General features: G+C 59.6%; 17 protein-coding genes and 1 pseudogene. 6 read left to right on the top strand and 12 right to left on the bottom strand.

Annotation, left to right across the window (positions count from 1 at the left end):
- Positions 1-304: pseudogene (locus tag ABIC94_RS26000) on the bottom strand (hypothetical protein); the annotation flags it as partial.
- Positions 305-838: 534 nt separating this feature from the next.
- Here ABIC94_RS26000 and ABIC94_RS25995 point away from each other — a divergent pair.
- Both ABIC94_RS25995 and ABIC94_RS25990 read left to right on the top strand, forming a co-directional pair.
- Positions 839-1,537 (top strand): HAD-IA family hydrolase, encoded by a 699-nt coding sequence (locus ABIC94_RS25995; RefSeq protein ID WP_354375884.1) that lies wholly within the window; start codon positions 839-841, stop codon positions 1,535-1,537.
- 2 nt (positions 1,538-1,539) lie between these two features.
- Positions 1,540-1,893 (top strand): cupin domain-containing protein, encoded by a 354-nt coding sequence (locus ABIC94_RS25990; RefSeq protein ID WP_354375882.1) that lies wholly within the window; start codon positions 1,540-1,542, stop codon positions 1,891-1,893.
- Positions 1,894-2,466: 573 nt separating this feature from the next.
- Here ABIC94_RS25990 and ABIC94_RS25985 read toward each other — a convergent pair.
- From ABIC94_RS25985 to ABIC94_RS25970, 4 genes are all read right to left on the bottom strand, one after another.
- On the bottom strand, positions 2,467-2,940 hold the full coding sequence (locus ABIC94_RS25985) for a hypothetical protein (RefSeq protein ID WP_354375880.1): 474 nt from the start codon (positions 2,938-2,940) through the stop codon (positions 2,467-2,469).
- Between the two features lie 71 nt (positions 2,941-3,011).
- Positions 3,012-3,398, bottom strand: a complete 387-nt coding sequence (locus ABIC94_RS25980; RefSeq protein WP_354375878.1) for a hypothetical protein — start codon at positions 3,396-3,398, stop codon at positions 3,012-3,014.
- 371 nt (positions 3,399-3,769) lie between these two features.
- Entirely contained in the window at positions 3,770-4,111 is a 342-nt protein-coding gene (locus tag ABIC94_RS25975; RefSeq protein WP_354375876.1) for a hypothetical protein, read from the bottom strand.
- Positions 4,112-4,307: 196 nt separating this feature from the next.
- Positions 4,308-4,766: a hypothetical protein gene (locus tag ABIC94_RS25970; RefSeq protein WP_354375874.1), complete on the bottom strand. Its 459-nt coding sequence runs from the start codon at positions 4,764-4,766 to the stop codon at positions 4,308-4,310.
- A 165-nt stretch (positions 4,767-4,931) separates the two neighbouring features.
- Between ABIC94_RS25970 and ABIC94_RS25965 the strand changes: the two genes are divergently transcribed.
- Positions 4,932-5,294 carry a bleomycin resistance protein gene (locus ABIC94_RS25965; RefSeq protein WP_436318104.1) on the top strand — a complete coding sequence of 121 codons (363 nt, stop codon included), beginning with the start codon at positions 4,932-4,934 and terminating at the stop codon, positions 5,292-5,294.
- A 516-nt stretch (positions 5,295-5,810) separates the two neighbouring features.
- Here the strand turns inward: ABIC94_RS25965 and ABIC94_RS25960 are convergent.
- From ABIC94_RS25960 to ABIC94_RS25950, 3 genes are all read right to left on the bottom strand, one after another.
- A complete protein-coding gene (locus tag ABIC94_RS25960) occupies positions 5,811-6,158 on the bottom strand; it encodes a hypothetical protein (protein ID WP_354375870.1) in 348 nt (115 codons plus the stop codon).
- Between the two features lie 97 nt (positions 6,159-6,255).
- On the bottom strand, positions 6,256-6,810 hold the full coding sequence (locus tag ABIC94_RS25955) for a hypothetical protein (protein WP_354375868.1): 555 nt from the start codon (positions 6,808-6,810) through the stop codon (positions 6,256-6,258).
- Positions 6,811-7,362: 552 nt separating this feature from the next.
- Positions 7,363-7,842 carry a hypothetical protein gene (locus ABIC94_RS25950; RefSeq protein WP_354375866.1) on the bottom strand — a complete coding sequence of 160 codons (480 nt, stop codon included), beginning with the start codon at positions 7,840-7,842 and terminating at the stop codon, positions 7,363-7,365.
- Between the two features lie 296 nt (positions 7,843-8,138).
- Between ABIC94_RS25950 and ABIC94_RS25945 the strand changes: the two genes are divergently transcribed.
- Positions 8,139-8,648 (top strand): DUF1993 domain-containing protein, encoded by a 510-nt coding sequence (locus ABIC94_RS25945; protein WP_354375865.1) that lies wholly within the window; start codon positions 8,139-8,141, stop codon positions 8,646-8,648.
- A 413-nt stretch (positions 8,649-9,061) separates the two neighbouring features.
- Here the strand turns inward: ABIC94_RS25945 and ABIC94_RS25940 are convergent, their stop codons facing one another.
- Positions 9,062-9,544 (bottom strand): GreA/GreB family elongation factor, encoded by a 483-nt coding sequence (locus ABIC94_RS25940; RefSeq protein WP_354375864.1) that lies wholly within the window; start codon positions 9,542-9,544, stop codon positions 9,062-9,064.
- Positions 9,545-9,758: 214 nt separating this feature from the next.
- On the opposite strand from ABIC94_RS25940, the gene ABIC94_RS25935 reads away from it, so the two are divergent.
- Both ABIC94_RS25935 and ABIC94_RS25930 read left to right on the top strand, forming a co-directional pair.
- Positions 9,759-10,421, top strand: coding sequence for a tRNA-uridine aminocarboxypropyltransferase (locus ABIC94_RS25935; protein WP_354375863.1), 663 nt, complete (start codon positions 9,759-9,761; stop codon positions 10,419-10,421).
- Positions 10,422-10,558: 137 nt separating this feature from the next.
- Positions 10,559-11,437 (top strand): AraC family transcriptional regulator, encoded by an 879-nt coding sequence (locus ABIC94_RS25930; RefSeq protein ID WP_354375862.1) that lies wholly within the window; start codon positions 10,559-10,561, stop codon positions 11,435-11,437.
- Positions 11,438-11,541: 104 nt separating this feature from the next.
- Here ABIC94_RS25930 and ABIC94_RS25925 read toward each other — a convergent pair whose 3' ends face one another.
- The 3 genes from ABIC94_RS25925 to ABIC94_RS25915 form a co-directional block, all read right to left on the bottom strand.
- On the bottom strand, positions 11,542-11,931 hold the full coding sequence (locus tag ABIC94_RS25925) for a DUF5071 domain-containing protein (protein ID WP_354375861.1): 390 nt from the start codon (positions 11,929-11,931) through the stop codon (positions 11,542-11,544).
- A 593-nt stretch (positions 11,932-12,524) separates the two neighbouring features.
- Entirely contained in the window at positions 12,525-12,917 is a 393-nt protein-coding gene (locus tag ABIC94_RS25920; RefSeq protein WP_354375860.1) for a hypothetical protein, read from the bottom strand.
- Positions 12,918-13,225: 308 nt separating this feature from the next.
- The gene (locus ABIC94_RS25915) at positions 13,226-13,726 is read right to left on the bottom strand and encodes a hypothetical protein (protein WP_354375859.1); all 501 of its coding nucleotides are present in this window, start codon (positions 13,724-13,726) and stop codon (positions 13,226-13,228) included.
- Between the last annotated feature and the right edge of the window lie 12 nt (positions 13,727-13,738).

Below are 13,738 nucleotides of genomic sequence, written 5' to 3'. Positions count from 1 at the left end.
CGCCGCCGTCGCCGCCGTGGGCGTTGACGGTGCTGTCGTTGAGGCCGCCCGTGCCGCCCTGGCCGTCGCTGCCGCCTGCGCCCGCGTGCAGGGTGGGGTCGCCCACGGGCTGGCCGCCGGCGCCGCCTAGGGAGTCTGCGGCACCGGCGGGCAGCGCCGCACCGGCGGCCAGCAGCAGCACCGACACGGCGATGGCGTGCAGGTGCAGATCGCCCAAGGTGGGGGCGCGGTCGCCCGAAAGTTGACGGGCAGCAACCTCGGCGTCGGGCGCAGGATTCCAAAATGCGCGAATAGTCTTGTTCACAGCCTTTTCCTTAATGCTTAAGTTCTTGCGGCCACATCCAGAAAAGGCATTCGAAAAGTTGCCTCCAACAACCTGGACCTCACTCCGCCAGAGCAATGTAAACAGACGTATTAACTCGTGACATACCCCGCCGGGTACCTCATTTGAGGCAGGCCGGGGGAAGCCGCATCGTTTCGCAGCGGCCGAGCGGTAGGTGGAATCGGAGGCAAATCGCGCCGCCACGGGCGGGCAAATTCATCCCATCGCCAATGATTGCGTCGAGATGTAATTAATGTTTCTTTAGACGAAATGGCCGCCGAGCTCAATGCCGGTCAACGCTGCATCTCGATGGTCGAGCGGCGCTCAGAGAGCTGCCTGCCCGATGACGAAAGAAGATGCTGGCGCCGGACGAATTGCGAAATCCCATGCTGATTCGCAGGCTCACTTCAACCCGGGGGCGAAGACCCGCGCTCCTATGCTCATAGCGCACGACATCCCATATCCATCGCCGCTACGGCGCCCTCGCCTCTCCCTGTACCGATTGGAGCTTTTCGCATGCCCTTGCAAGATTTCAAGGTTCTCACGTTCGACGTCGTCGGCACGTTGATCGATTTCGAGGGAGGCATGCTCGCCTACCTCCGCTCGGCCGTGCCTGATGCACGCGTGAGCGACGATGAATTTCTGGCCGCTTACCGAACCGCCCGCGCCGACGGCAAGGCCGGCTGGTATCCCGACGACCTGGAGCGCTGCTGGCACGCCATCGCACCCGGACTGGGACTGCCCGACACCGATGCGCTGGCACAAGGCCTGCGCGATTCGGTCGCGCAATGGCCGGCATTCCCGGATTCGGTGGAGGCGCTCAAGCGGCTGCACAAGCGCTTCAAGCTGGTCACGATGACCAACGCGCAACACTGGGCGCTGGCCCACTTCGACAAGACGCTGGGCTCGCCCTTCGACATGCTGCTGAGCTGCGACGACGCGCTGTGCGAAAAGCCCGACGCGCGCTACTTCGCCTATGCGCGCGGCCGCTTCGAAGGCGCCTGGGGCTACAAGCAGGCCGACAACCTGCATGTGGCCCAGAGCCAGTACCACGACATCGGTATCTCCAAGCAACTGGGCATTGCTACCTGCTGGATCGAGCGCCGCCATGCGCAGAAGGGCTCCGGCGGCACCATCGAGTCGAAGCGCACCGAGCCCGACTACCACTTCCACACACTGGCCGAACTGGCCGACGCGGTAGAGGCAGGACGCTGACCATGAGCATTACCGTTCTGCCTCAGTCCGCCACCATCGACGGCCTGCAAGACCAGGGAACGCCTGCGCGTCCGCTGAGCCAACCACCCTGCCAGCTGCGCGGCATCGACGTCGAACTCGCCGGCGCGGGCGGCAACAACAGCGGCATCTGGGAATGCGAGCCCGGCCGCTTCGAGCGCCAGCTGTCCAACGCCGAAGTCATGCACATTCTCACGGGCGCCTGCACCTTCAAGCCGACCGACGGCGAACCATTGAACATCCGCGCGGGCGACACGCTGTTCTTTCCGGCGAACACCACCGGCGAATGGCATGTGCACGAGACCTTGCGCAAGGTCTTTGTGGTGATGGCGATTTAGCTTTGCTCTTGTTAGCACCAATTCTGAGAACAGACAGCATCGGAGTTTTCTGAAAAACTGATAACCCGATGCTGCGCGTGAGGCCTGCTTTGGGGCGAGGTGAACTTCGGCTTGGGGCCCGAAGCGGAATTCGGCGGCTCGCGAAAGCGGCCATTTGAAAGGAATGTCCTGAACGAGAACAAGGCGAGTTTGCTGCCGTGGCTTTCTTTATCGTTCGTGGCACCTGCACGGTTCCTTAGGGTCTAATTCCACTATGTTTCAAGATGACGGCCTCGATGAACTCTCCGCAGCGCTAGCGGCCGTGGGGGTGCGCAGCGAACTATTTCATGACTGCATCCACATTCCTTTGTTGGAAGATCAAGGCTTTGTCGAGGTGAAATCTTGGGGCGGCAGAGAGCGCTCCGTACAGCTCCTCAGGGGGAGAGATTCTCGCGACCTGGCGGTAGCGCCAGGGGAGTTCGATTGCGCACCGACTGAAGCCGTAGAGCGTCTGCTTCAAAGGCTTACGGAATGCCGGGTGTACACCCACCCGATAAGCGAAGAATAGATGTCCGGGTGTGGCCGGCAGCTGCGTCACACTTGAGCGAAGATCAGTTGAACGCCACCCTCGGTCGCCGCAGGCACAGCGATGGTCGCCAAGAAGTGCTCTACGCATGGCACCAATTGCCACCCGGCATTGGCGTCGAACGGTGCCGGCGCACCCGAAGCGTTGTAGATAACTTTGGCGGCGTTCTCGGCGACAAATAGAAGGCTCTTCAGGCTCGGGTCGATGGCACTGTCTCGCGCTTCGGCCACCAACGTCATCCTGCGGACCTCATTGAAGGCCGCATGCGCGAGCCGCCAATCGGATGGAACCTTTGCCAACTCCACGACGCGGTCGATGGCAGGTAACGAGGGGCTGTATTGCATGCAGAACATCAAGAGATTTGCCGCCCAGTTGACCCGCTCTTGTGGCTGCAACGGCTCGTATAGCGCCTGCCCACAGTCTAGGAAGCGCCCCTCTGCCCAGGCTTCCTTCGCTTTGACGATCGACAGAGTCTGCTTCATGCTTGCAACTATGGCATGGCCACGGAGCTAACGTTCGCAAGAGGCCGCTTTTGGTCGGATGTGACCTTTTTCTACTGCCGGTTTTTCTCGAGGTTGTCGGCTTGGACACGCGCGATATCCCCAAAGGCTTTCCAAGGGCATGAGCTGGCAAAAGATCGCAATGCCGAGATCGCGGCCTGCAAGTTTCCTTCCGACCGTTGGTCGTCCGCATGTATTAGCGCTTCACCGAGGGCTCGATTCCACCCACGTTGGTTGGCCCTGAGCTCGAGGACCGTCGTCGCAAATTCGGCGGGTGGTTGGTTATCCGGTGGCACGTGGCCCGGCAGGCTCGCAGTCACAAACTTCTCGAACCTCGTGCGGTTGGCGTCAGTCGCTTGCTGGACAAGTTCTTCGACAGGCAGCTTTGCCAAATCATGGAACCATTCGACCTCGTTGTGAGGCGCTGCTTCTTGGCTCATCGTGCGGCTTCTCTGATCGGAGGACTGGTTCTGGCCGCTTGAGGTCGGTTGCTCATTGAGCGCCTTCAAGGGCCTCGATGTATGGCAGCACCTGTGGATGAGCCTGAACCCACTGCTCGCCCAAGTACGCCGCTACGGAGCCCGAGCCGATGACGCTCTCGATTGACCCGCATTTCGAAGCGGCCTGCAGCAGGCCGTGGGCCGCATGCATTGCCTCCTCGCTCGCGGCCGACTCCGGCTCCCCAGCTTCGATGCTCCACTCCTTTTGTATAGCCACAATGAGTTTGCCAGCGGCAGACTCAAGTGGTGTTCGTGAGCGTGTCATGGATGCCAATCTAACCTGCTTGTGAAGGTCCGGTTATGGGCCGCTATTAGACTCGGCCGGCATGTCGCTCGACGAACAGCTTAGCTTCGGCCAAGGTCGCAGGGTAGTCCACGAGTGATCCACTCGGCTGCTCGTGGATAGATTGAAAGCGAAACCCGTGGCTGACCAGGAACTCGACCTTGCGCCACTGCTCAACGTCGGTCATTCTGGGCGCTGAAAATTTCCGACTCAGCATCACCATCGGTCCGTGGCACTGCGGGCAGAGCCGAGCAATCTCCCGCGTTGGCTTCTTGAAGGACTTACGGCACGAGAAGCAGACGTGCGGAAACAGATGCCTCTGCTCCTGGCGCGGCTTGGCAAAGTACACGTGGTGTTTGAACTTCTTCATGGCTTCTGGGGCGGCGACCAACAGATGCGAAGGGCAGCTTTTGGCTGGGGGGTTCAACCCATTCGCGCATCGGCTTCGGCGCTTGGATAGACGATCACAAAATCGGCAGGACGCGCAGTTTCATCGAGCATGAAGGTCATAAAGCTGATTCTCGATGCTGAGCCGAACTTCCGCTAGTGGCCGATTGTTGCCCGAGTCAGTGCACCCGCGCTTCAGAGCGTCGTTGCAGCATTGCACCAAGGATGAATGCTGGCACAGGCAGCACGACGGACGCCACTCTGGACCAAAGCGGGATGGGCAGGGAATACGGCACAAGATTGCTGAGCAGCGCAAACGCTGCCACCAGGGTCCCAGCAACGGCGGCGCTTCGAATGTGCGAGCTTTCGCTTAGCTTTGCCGCCCATAGGCCGCCGGGCAAAAGGCATAGAAATCCGACAACGTGGGCGAATAGAAGATACGAAGTGGACCCATACGCGCGGACATAGGATTCGTTCCCTGGCACACCTTGGGCTACAAGCACCCACAGAAAAACTAGCCCAAAGATGAAGAGGACGACGTAGCTCAAGGCGTTGCCGACCGCTGCGCCAATCAACACCGCCGTGACTGGGCGAATGGCCCGAATCTTCTGTCCGCTTGACGTTGCTTCGTTTGTCATATGTCTACCGCTCAGCGGATCGCTGGCTGAAATGTCTGGTGTTGGCCGCATCCTGCCACACCTGCACTGCCAGCAACGGACTTGATGTCGAGCGCAAAGCGTCCCGAGAAACGGAAACTCAAGGCTGCGCGGCACAATGGCTTTCCCGACCAACCGGAAATCACGATGACTCATCCGAGCTTCGGCAAGGCAATCCCTGTACTCGCTTCACTCGACATGAGGCGCACCCTAGATTTTTACGAGAACGTGCTCGGCTTCCGGACGCAGCACTTTGAGGGATTTTCGTACGGTATGGCGGTGCGCGACGACACGGAGATTCACTTCTGGGCCTGCGATGAAAAGCACATTGCCGAGAACACCTCGTGCTACCTCCGCGTCGAGGACATCGCGGCCGTGCATCGGGAGCTCAGCCCGAAGCTGCCTGCGCTGCAGGCCGTGGCTCGCACGGAATGGGGAATGGATGAACTCTACGTCATCGACCCGGACGGTAACCTAATCAAATTTGGGCAGGAATCTCCGGCCGAGTAGTACGGGGGCGATACTGGAGGAGGCGAACACCAGGTTGGGAAAGACGCATCGAAGGTCCGCTCCTGGCCGCATTCTGCCCGTCGGCCGGCGTCGCACTCATGAGGAAAACCGGCCAACAAGGCGCGCACATGCAGCGCGAACCTGCTGCCGGTGAAGAACCTCGAGCTCTCGCGCCTCGCGTTCACACTGTTCTAGCCAGGCCGACGCACACTGACTGCGGAGCTCGTGCGGCGGCAGGTGGTCCGATTCGCTCGCAATAGCGACGAACAACGTGAAGTCCGGGTCATGGTCAAGCCGTGACACCTCGAATCTCAGGGCTGCCAACTGCCTTACACCCTCAACAAATAGGACCGTGCCATCCGCGAGGCCCCGAGCGGTGTCCACCACTGCCTTGCGCGCCGCGCGGAGATGGCCTTCGTCAAGCATGCTCACGTCGCTCCCCTACACATGTTCACTGTCATCCGGTCCGGCTCTTCGAAGATCCGCTATTGGCCGAAGCCGGGTGGTCGGCAGGAGTCAACGCGCAGCGTCGGAACGGACGCGCGGCGCGCTGCAAGAGGCGCAGTAGTTCGCGGCGGGAGTGCGAAGCGGCTTCCCGCATTCAGAGCAAGGTGGCCCATAGAGGCTCAGGCGATGGTGGTAAAGAGCAAGAGGATTGGTCTCTTTGAAGCCGGTGATGCGCTCATAAGTTGCTAGCGCTTGCTCTCCAACGTCCGCCTGTGCCTGACGTAAGTCGGCCCCTGTTTTCTCGCGATATTCCCGTATCTGGTCGATGAAACTCTTAGGGAAGACCAGTTCATATTCCTCCTCCGTAAGAATCGGGAGATCGATCTTGCATCGCCAGCAATACATAGTGGTGGCCACTCTTCTCGATCCTTTCTATGAGGCACATGCTTCTGGAAGACAAAACTGGACGTCCGCCCGAATGTCCGGTTCTGGCCGCAATACGACTATAAGCGTGCTATCGAAAATAACCCGCCTCGACTGCACAGGCTGCAAACGGCGCGTCTTGTCTCCAGGCGGATGCAAGGTCGAATATTTGAAGAATCAAAGTAGTTGGGTCGATGGAAGTTGGCTGCGCATTGACGATCAATCGGTTATCGACAGTTTGAAACAGCCCCACGCTCGATTCAAGCTCTATAAAACGGCGAAGTGAAGGTGGCAGGCTAGGCTTTTGCGCCTCGACCAACTTCTCACCCACTACATCTGTCGCAAGCTCTTGCGGGGAGCTTTTCTTTCGTACGATGAACCCCACGCCGAAGGCTTGATCGATCCCGGCTCGGATCTGAATACCGATCCGCGTGACCTCTGCCAATTTCCCTGCTCTGCAGAGTGGCTTACCTGTCGCCGCGACCTCGACGAAGCCCGCCGCACAGAGAGGTATGTGAATGCGACCTCTCTCACCGAGGAGGCGAGCCAGCGTTTCGACGTCAAGGGTGTCGAGAAGAACTGCCGGGGCGGGACAGGCCTCATCTGCCCGAACATTGACGCCTGCAATCAGCAGCAGCCAGAGCATGCATACAGCCGCTAGACTTCGAACGTTGAGGCTTTTTCTTTGCGGGATCATGGGATTTAAGCGCAGGGCGAATGTCTGGTTTTGGCCGACTGTAGCCGGTCGTATCGCCGTCGTGAACGGGCCCCGGGCGGGCATTGCGATTGCTTCGAAGCGGGCGCTCGACACTATCTCGCAGGCAAATTAATTCAAGCACTCTCCCGTCTGACCCTCCGTGTGGGCATCGATCCACGCGTCCAATGCGGGGCCGCTTCGCACAATTCCACGCGCCGTAAGCACGTGTAGGCCTGCGTCAAACCTCCACGGCTGGCCGCGGCCGCCGTTCTGCAGCAGCCATGCCGCTACGACGCCGGGGTCGTCCGATTCGAAGCGGCGCTTGTCAAGAAACCAGTGCTCCTGAATGACGCGAAACTTCGCCATAGGTTGCCGCGTGAACTTGAAAATCGACAACATCGAAAGACCTTATGCCGTTAGCTCTGGTTGCAGTGGAGTGTGGCGCATCGGAGATCCTCGGACGACCGACCGCATTCGGCCGTATTCTGTCGCAGCGAGGGATCAGCTCTCGGCTGCGGCAGCCTCGAGCGCACGCCAGTAGGAAGTGAGGCGCAGGCTCGCTCGAGACAGATGTTGCATACGCAGCATGACGACACGGTCCTGTCTCACCCTTTCCCAGAAGGCATCGACTCGGCGCCTACGGTCTTCGAACACGCCTTTCTTGTCAGAGTCATCGAACCCACAAAAGAAGAAGGTGCGACGCAAAGCTTCATAGGCAACGTCCTCGTCCGAATCGTGCAGCGCGCCTACTAGCTCTTCACCTTCGTCTGCCGCTGATGGATGAAGAATGCTAACCAGGCATCCGCGCCAATTCGCTGGCCTCACCTTCGCTGAGCGGAACAGCACTGCGCGTTCATCTGTGTTCAGTTTCGCCAGGAGCGCCTCACCATCCTCGTACTCATACTCACCCCAGTCGGAAGAGTCTTGATTGGATTTCTCCAGCAGAACATCGAGTTCGGCAAGTGAGTTGGACGGCTGCATAGGCGATGTGATGTGCGATTACCGGTTGCGAATGTCCGCTTGCGAGCGGATTGATAGGCGCCCGGCGAACGACCGGTGTTGGCCGATCGCGGTCTGTCGTGCGTCTGCAATTGACGTCCGCTTCTTGCTAGTGAACTGCCCTTCAACGCGGCTGCTCCGACTACCAGCGGGAAGAAAAGCTGGCCACAAAAGCCGGGGTGATTCAGTTCGCCCTGTGCTGTTAGCCTTACTTGGTCGGCAGGGCCTCTGCCACGCCAACTCCGGCCATCGTGCCCAATTTTAGAAGTGAACTCACTATGACCAGCCCGCTGTACAACGCCTCCGTTCCCGTCATGCAGCAGATGCTGCGCGCCCTGTCCGACGTGCTCAAGAAGGCCGAAGACCACGCGACGCAAAAAAATATCGATCCAAATGCGCTGCTGCAGGCGCGGCTGTTCCCTGACATGTTTCCGCTGGTACGTCAGGTACAGATCGCCGCAGACTTCTCCAAGGGCATTGCCTCCCGCCTGGCTGGTGCCGAGGTGCCGTCCTGGCCCGACACTGAGGTCAGCTTCGCCGACCTGCAAGCGTTGATCGCCAAAGCTTTGGCCCATATCGGCTCCTTCAAGTCTGAGCAATTTGATTCAAGCGAGAGCCGCGAGATCGTATTGCGCCCCGGCACCCCCAAGGAAAAGAAGCTGACCGCAGGCGCATATCTTCTGCACTATGGACTGCCGCAGTTTTTCTTCCACGTGACCACCACCTATGCCATCTTGCGCCACAACGGTGTTGAGATCGGTAAGCGCGACTACATGGGTGCCTACTAACCCAAGACAGACAGGAGTTCAGCCACTCTGGCCACTGCCGCTCGATAGCAACTAGAGCCTCCGTCGCTGCGCGATTTCAGCTAGCTGTGGATGGCGGCTTTATCTACCCCAATTTGCCTGGCGCCTGGTCAAAGCTGACCAAATGTCTGCTGTTTAGTCTGTGAATTACACAGTCGACCCGTTGCGAGCGTTCGACGTTGGTCTGCTGATGGCGGCTATGCAGCGATTGCTGCCGGTGATGTCGGCCCCCTGAGTTCACGGTCTTGGCCATGCAGCGGTCATTCATGCGCCAGTGTCATCTCGGACCCAGTGGCCGGTTTCAACGGACTGCTGACCTTGCCAGCCAGCCGGTATGTTCACGACGCCTGAACGTCTGCTGACCTCGGCCAGTTCGGCGTGAACTTGCTTGCGGCTTAATGAACCCGCAGCACCTCAAACTGCCGTCGGGTTAGAGCCACCTGTATTGACACCTCATCACCCTCGCATTTGCCCAGCATGGCCCTGCCTAAAGGTGCTTCGCTACTGATGACCTGAACGAGCTGAGCGCCGCTGACCAACTTCATGCTGCCCCCATCCGGCCCGAGAAAGAGCTGTTGCTGCTTGTCGTCGGAATCGACTAGGCAAACCAGCGCGCCGAGCTGTATACCTTCGCTGGCGTCGTAGGGGCGCGGGCGGAATTGGCGCCAATTGGCCATCGCCTGGCGGATCGCTTCGGCACGCCGAGCTTGGCCGGTGGCCAGGTAGGCGGCTTCGAGCCCCAATGTGTCGTATTTGTTTTCGGCGATGTTCTCTTCGTGAGTCGCCGTTTCATGGGCCGCCCGCACTGCCTGCTCGGCTTGCAGCAGGTCTTCAGCGAGCCGTTCCAGCACCTGCTGTTGCAGCAAGAATTTATCCATGACGAAAGTTCGGCATCTCGAGCAAGCGGGGGGTAGGTTTTGAATATGAAGGGCTCCAGAACCTTCGACGCTTATGTTGGCTGCAGGTTAACCTCAGCTATGGGCCCCACTGCGGTCTTCCGACATTGTCCAAAGCTGCCGGTCGTCGCGCCAAAGCCAAGAGACATCTCCTTCCACGCATTGTCTAGCCAGGCACGCTGAATAAAATCCAGCCATGTCCGCCGCTTTAGCCCCACGCCCCCGGTGCACCGCTTGCCTGCGCCCGCTCCGCGCCTGCATTTGCCGCTGGGTCGCGCCCACCGCCCACGCGGTGGAGGTAATAGTGCTGCAGCACCCGCTGGAGGTACACGAAGCCAAAGGCAGTGCCCGCCTGCTGCACCTCAGCTTGGCGCACTGCCGCTTGGTGGTGGGTGAGGCATTTGCCGTGCCCGTCTGGCCCGTGGACGGCAAGCACACGCTGCTGCTGTACCCGGACAGTCTGCAAGATACCGCCCCGGACCTGCGGGCCCCGCCCCCGCTACCGCCCGAGTGGCCGGAAGCCCAGTCGCGCCTGCGCCTGGTCGTGCTGGACGGCACCTGGCGCAAAAGCCGAAAGATGCTCTATCAAAGCCCGCCACTGCAACAGTTGCCCCGCTTGGCCCTGCACAACCTGCCGCCTTCGCACTACCGTATCCGCAAAGCCCATGGGCCCGACCAACTTTCCACGCTGGAGGCGACCTGCTACGCCTTGTGCCAACTGGAAGGCGGTGCTGCGCGGTTCCAGCCCTTGTTGAATGCCTTCGACGGGTTTGTAGAGTACTTGGAGCAGGCTGGCGGGCAGCGAAACGCGCAAACCGACAAGTCCTGCCCTCGACCGAGGGTTACGGGGTTCATTTAAGTGACCAGCTAAATGGCTGGTTTTGGCCGACTGTAGCCGGTCGCTTGCGAGCGGCAACTCTTGGCTATGGAGGCGAGGTGTGGCTGCACAGCAAATTCGGTCAAGACGCGAAGCCATCCCTTTGACATGATTCAGCCATGAACAGCACGGCACCACCAGTGCTCGACCCGCTCTCGAGCGTCGTTGCCTGGATAGAGCAGCAGCTCGACCAATCGTTGACTCTGGAGTTGGTCGCGGCGCAGGTTGGCCTGTCGCCGTATCACTTCTCACGGCTGTTCACCGCACGCATGGGCCGCAGCGTCATGGCCTATGTGCGCGGCCGCAGACTCGTGCGCGGGGCCCGACGGCTCTGCGATGAGCCAGACCTGAAGCTCGTCGATCTTGCGTTCGACTGCGGATTCGAATCCCAGGAGGCGTTCACGCGCGCGTTCAAGCGCCTGTTCGGCGTATCCCCGGGCCGGTTCCGCAGCGGATTCGCGGTCGAACCCATTGAAGGCCAATATCCTATGAACCTCCCTCCTGCACAGAATACATTCGTCTCTCGTTTGCCCGAGCTCGTAACGATGCCTGCTTTCCGCGTCGCCGGCCCTTCGCGCCGCTTCGACGAGGCTACCAAGTCGGAGATCCCGCAGCTGTGGTCCGCGTTGATCGGTGCGCTGCCATTCGCAGGCCAGGTCCAGAGCTGGGCGACCTATGGTGTTGTCTCCATTGTTGACAAGGCTGAGGGCTCTTTTCAGTACATGGCGGGTGTCGGTGTCGAATCCACCTGCGTGCCGCCGCCCTATTTCTCGACGATGGAGATCCCGGCCGCAACCTACGTCGTGTTCCGAATCACACTCAATGGCACGGCGCTGCAACCGCAAGTCAAAGAGGCTCTGGCATCCATATGGGGCGAGTTGATCCCGACCTCGGGCTTAAAGGTCGCCGACGGTCCCGACTTTGAGCTCTATGACGGCCGTTTCGATCCGCAGCAGCCAGGAGCATTTATCGATTTCCATGTTCCTGTGGAGGCCTGAATTGAAGGAAGGCGACGAATGTCCGCTGCTGGCCGGATGTGGCCACGGCCGCCGGAGCCAAGATGCGCCAGCGGTGCCCTTCCCAATCCTCAATAGCGTCCTGCTCAGGCGGCGCTCTTCGCCAGAATCCTGCGAGCGATCACATCAACCCCTTCGTCGCTTTCGCCTGGGCTCGGATTCAGGGCCATGCGCAAAAGGTGCGGCTCGACCGCCGCCGCGAGTTGAGACGACGGATCAACAAGTTTCTCGAGTACCCAGTACTTCCAGACGTAATCCTCGGATTCGAAGATCGCGTGTAAATGAGGTGCCAGCGGCTCACCAATTCCGGCCAAGAAGGGAGTGAGGACCTTTGTGGCAGGCCAGTTGATGTCTTGCATCCAGGCGAGCAACGCAGGAAGCAGCGCGTCGACGGCAGGGTAGCCGAGAGCGACGATTGCTTCTGCCTTCGGGAGATCGTGTTTGTCGACTGGTAGAAGGTGCGCCGTGTTGGGCAAGAAATTCTCCTTCGTCTTCAACAGCCGCTACTGGCCGAATTCTGCAGTACGGTTGGCCGTCAGTGTTCATCCAGGGGCGTTCGCAATCGCCATATGACACCGCAGCTCAAGGTCGCTCGGCAGCTCACAACCATTCGCCTCGGCCAGCGCTTGAAGGAGAAGGGAGACAGCGACGCGCTTATCTTCTGGCGATAGGGGACCCCGCGGAGAGTAGAGGCACACCGTTTTCTCCTTGAGATGTATCGAAGTCCGCAAGTTCTCGCCTCTGGCAAGAAGCACCTTGCCAACAGCCGTTCCCCATGAGGGTGGAAGATGTTGAATGACTGCCTCTGCTTCGCTGCGGGCTAGGCAGTGGTCTGCGCCGTTTTGGATTACAACTTTCACGGCTTGCTCTGGCTTACAGCTTGCATGGTTCGCCTTCAAGAGAGGGCTGGGGCGGAGGTCGGCTTGTGGCCGACTGTAGCCTCCCGCGCCGCCGGCAAAAAGTGGCCCTAAAGCGGTCCTCGTTATTGCCAAATAGCGGGCGCTCAGAAGCGACGTGTTGCGTTGAAGGCTAGGCCAATCAATTGGGTGACATGCTCTTCAAGGCAGGGTTAGACGTTACCGTCGTACTTCTCCTTCAACTCGAAGTACACCTTCTTGCAATGCTCGTAATACTCGCGCTCGTCATCCGCTCTTTGCTGAGCTGGTTCTCCACTTTGAACAGGATCTGCCGCAGCGGCTTCGATGACCTCCAAGGACACCTTGTCTCCCGGCTTGAGGTCGTAGTCCTCAAACCAGACTAGATGATCGTCCTGGATGCCGGGGCCCCGCGAAGTAAGCCCACCAAGACGGAGGTGAATGTCAACGTCTTCGACGGCTCTGTGGGGGCGGCTTGCAGACCCAAGCTTACCAACAGCACTAATGGTTGTCGTCAGAACGCCCAAATCATCTGCCCCTCCAACTACTGGCTGCTGATCGTTGAGTTGGACTCGAAATGCAAGCATGCTGTGCCTTGTTGAAAGGATGTAGAAAGTCGCCTCTGGCGCATTCTGCCGCAGCGCGAGGGCCGGCCTGCCCAAAACAGGCGGCTCAGACGTGCTTCAGTGTGTCGTTCTCTGGTACTCAACGAAGAGCCGGTGCCGGACCCATCGCGTCCTGTCTGGCGCCATCACCCTGGCATAGCGGAACCTGATGGCTCCAGACTCGTAGGGAAGCTCGGCGATGTTGAGCTCAGCGTCCGATGGTTATGCTTTTGGGATTGACGGGCAAATTGGTAGGCCGTCAGGAACGTCCGATGTTGGCCGAGGATTGACTATTGCCATCTTGCAGATGCAAGAGCCGCTTTGAATCGCGCAAAGGCTTCAAACGCATCGCCGTCGCCAGAAACCATGATGAGACTGAAATCACCTTGCGGTGAAACGACTGCGTAGTTCAAGACATAGCCCGGAATGTTGTTGGAATCGCTTTGCATCGCGCTTGAGATATGGACATCACCCGCGGTCGATACGGTGGTTCTCAGCGGCCAGAGCGACCGCCCGAACTCCCGTTCGATGTCACGAAACTCTCGCGTTGTCTGCCCAACAATTGTGCGAGCCTCGCCACGCGCCTCCTCCGCAGTTCGATTGCGCCGCGTAGGCACCGTGACTATTCGAACGCGCTCACCAGCAGGGCCCCTGTAGATTGCGGGGCTGGTGCCATCAACATGAGAGAACCCGTCTGGCCAAGACATGATGAATCGGCCGAACGTCAGCTCTTCGGCCGGGACACGCCCACATAGGAAGAGGACGAATAGGAAGGTAACGATTCGGATCATCCGATTTGGCAT

Source organism: Variovorax paradoxus (assembly GCF_040544635.1).
Lineage (GTDB): Bacteria > Pseudomonadota > Gammaproteobacteria > Burkholderiales > Burkholderiaceae_C > Variovorax > Variovorax paradoxus_R.
Note: the sequence above shows the minus strand (reverse complement) of the source record. Positions and strands in the feature narration are given on the sequence as shown.

What these genes read in the sequence shown, in the direction of transcription:
- ABIC94_RS25995 (WP_354375884.1), top strand. Translation starts at nt 839, where the DNA reads ATGCCCTTGCAAGATTTCAAGGTTCTCACGTTCGACGTCGTCGGCACG.
- ABIC94_RS25990 (WP_354375882.1), top strand. Translation starts at nt 1,540, where the DNA reads ATGAGCATTACCGTTCTGCCTCAGTCCGCCACCATCGACGGCCTGCAA.
- ABIC94_RS25985 (WP_354375880.1), bottom strand. Translation starts at nt 2,940, where the DNA reads ATGAAGCAGACTCTGTCGATCGTCAAAGCGAAGGAAGCCTGGGCAGAG.
- ABIC94_RS25980 (WP_354375878.1), bottom strand. Translation starts at nt 3,398, where the DNA reads ATGAGCCAAGAAGCAGCGCCTCACAACGAGGTCGAATGGTTCCATGAT.
- ABIC94_RS25975 (WP_354375876.1), bottom strand. Translation starts at nt 4,111, where the DNA reads ATGAAGAAGTTCAAACACCACGTGTACTTTGCCAAGCCGCGCCAGGAG.
- ABIC94_RS25970 (WP_354375874.1), bottom strand. Translation starts at nt 4,766, where the DNA reads ATGACAAACGAAGCAACGTCAAGCGGACAGAAGATTCGGGCCATTCGC.
- ABIC94_RS25965 (WP_436318104.1), top strand. Translation starts at nt 4,932, where the DNA reads ATGACTCATCCGAGCTTCGGCAAGGCAATCCCTGTACTCGCTTCACTC.
- ABIC94_RS25955 (WP_354375868.1), bottom strand. Translation starts at nt 6,810, where the DNA reads ATGCTCTGGCTGCTGCTGATTGCAGGCGTCAATGTTCGGGCAGATGAG.
- ABIC94_RS25950 (WP_354375866.1), bottom strand. Translation starts at nt 7,842, where the DNA reads ATGCAGCCGTCCAACTCACTTGCCGAACTCGATGTTCTGCTGGAGAAA.
- ABIC94_RS25945 (WP_354375865.1), top strand. Translation starts at nt 8,139, where the DNA reads ATGACCAGCCCGCTGTACAACGCCTCCGTTCCCGTCATGCAGCAGATG.
- ABIC94_RS25940 (WP_354375864.1), bottom strand. Translation starts at nt 9,544, where the DNA reads ATGGATAAATTCTTGCTGCAACAGCAGGTGCTGGAACGGCTCGCTGAA.
- ABIC94_RS25935 (WP_354375863.1), top strand. Translation starts at nt 9,759, where the DNA reads ATGTCCGCCGCTTTAGCCCCACGCCCCCGGTGCACCGCTTGCCTGCGC.
- ABIC94_RS25930 (WP_354375862.1), top strand. Translation starts at nt 10,559, where the DNA reads ATGAACAGCACGGCACCACCAGTGCTCGACCCGCTCTCGAGCGTCGTT.
- ABIC94_RS25920 (WP_354375860.1), bottom strand. Translation starts at nt 12,917, where the DNA reads ATGCTTGCATTTCGAGTCCAACTCAACGATCAGCAGCCAGTAGTTGGA.
- ABIC94_RS25915 (WP_354375859.1), bottom strand. Translation starts at nt 13,726, where the DNA reads ATGATCCGAATCGTTACCTTCCTATTCGTCCTCTTCCTATGTGGGCGT.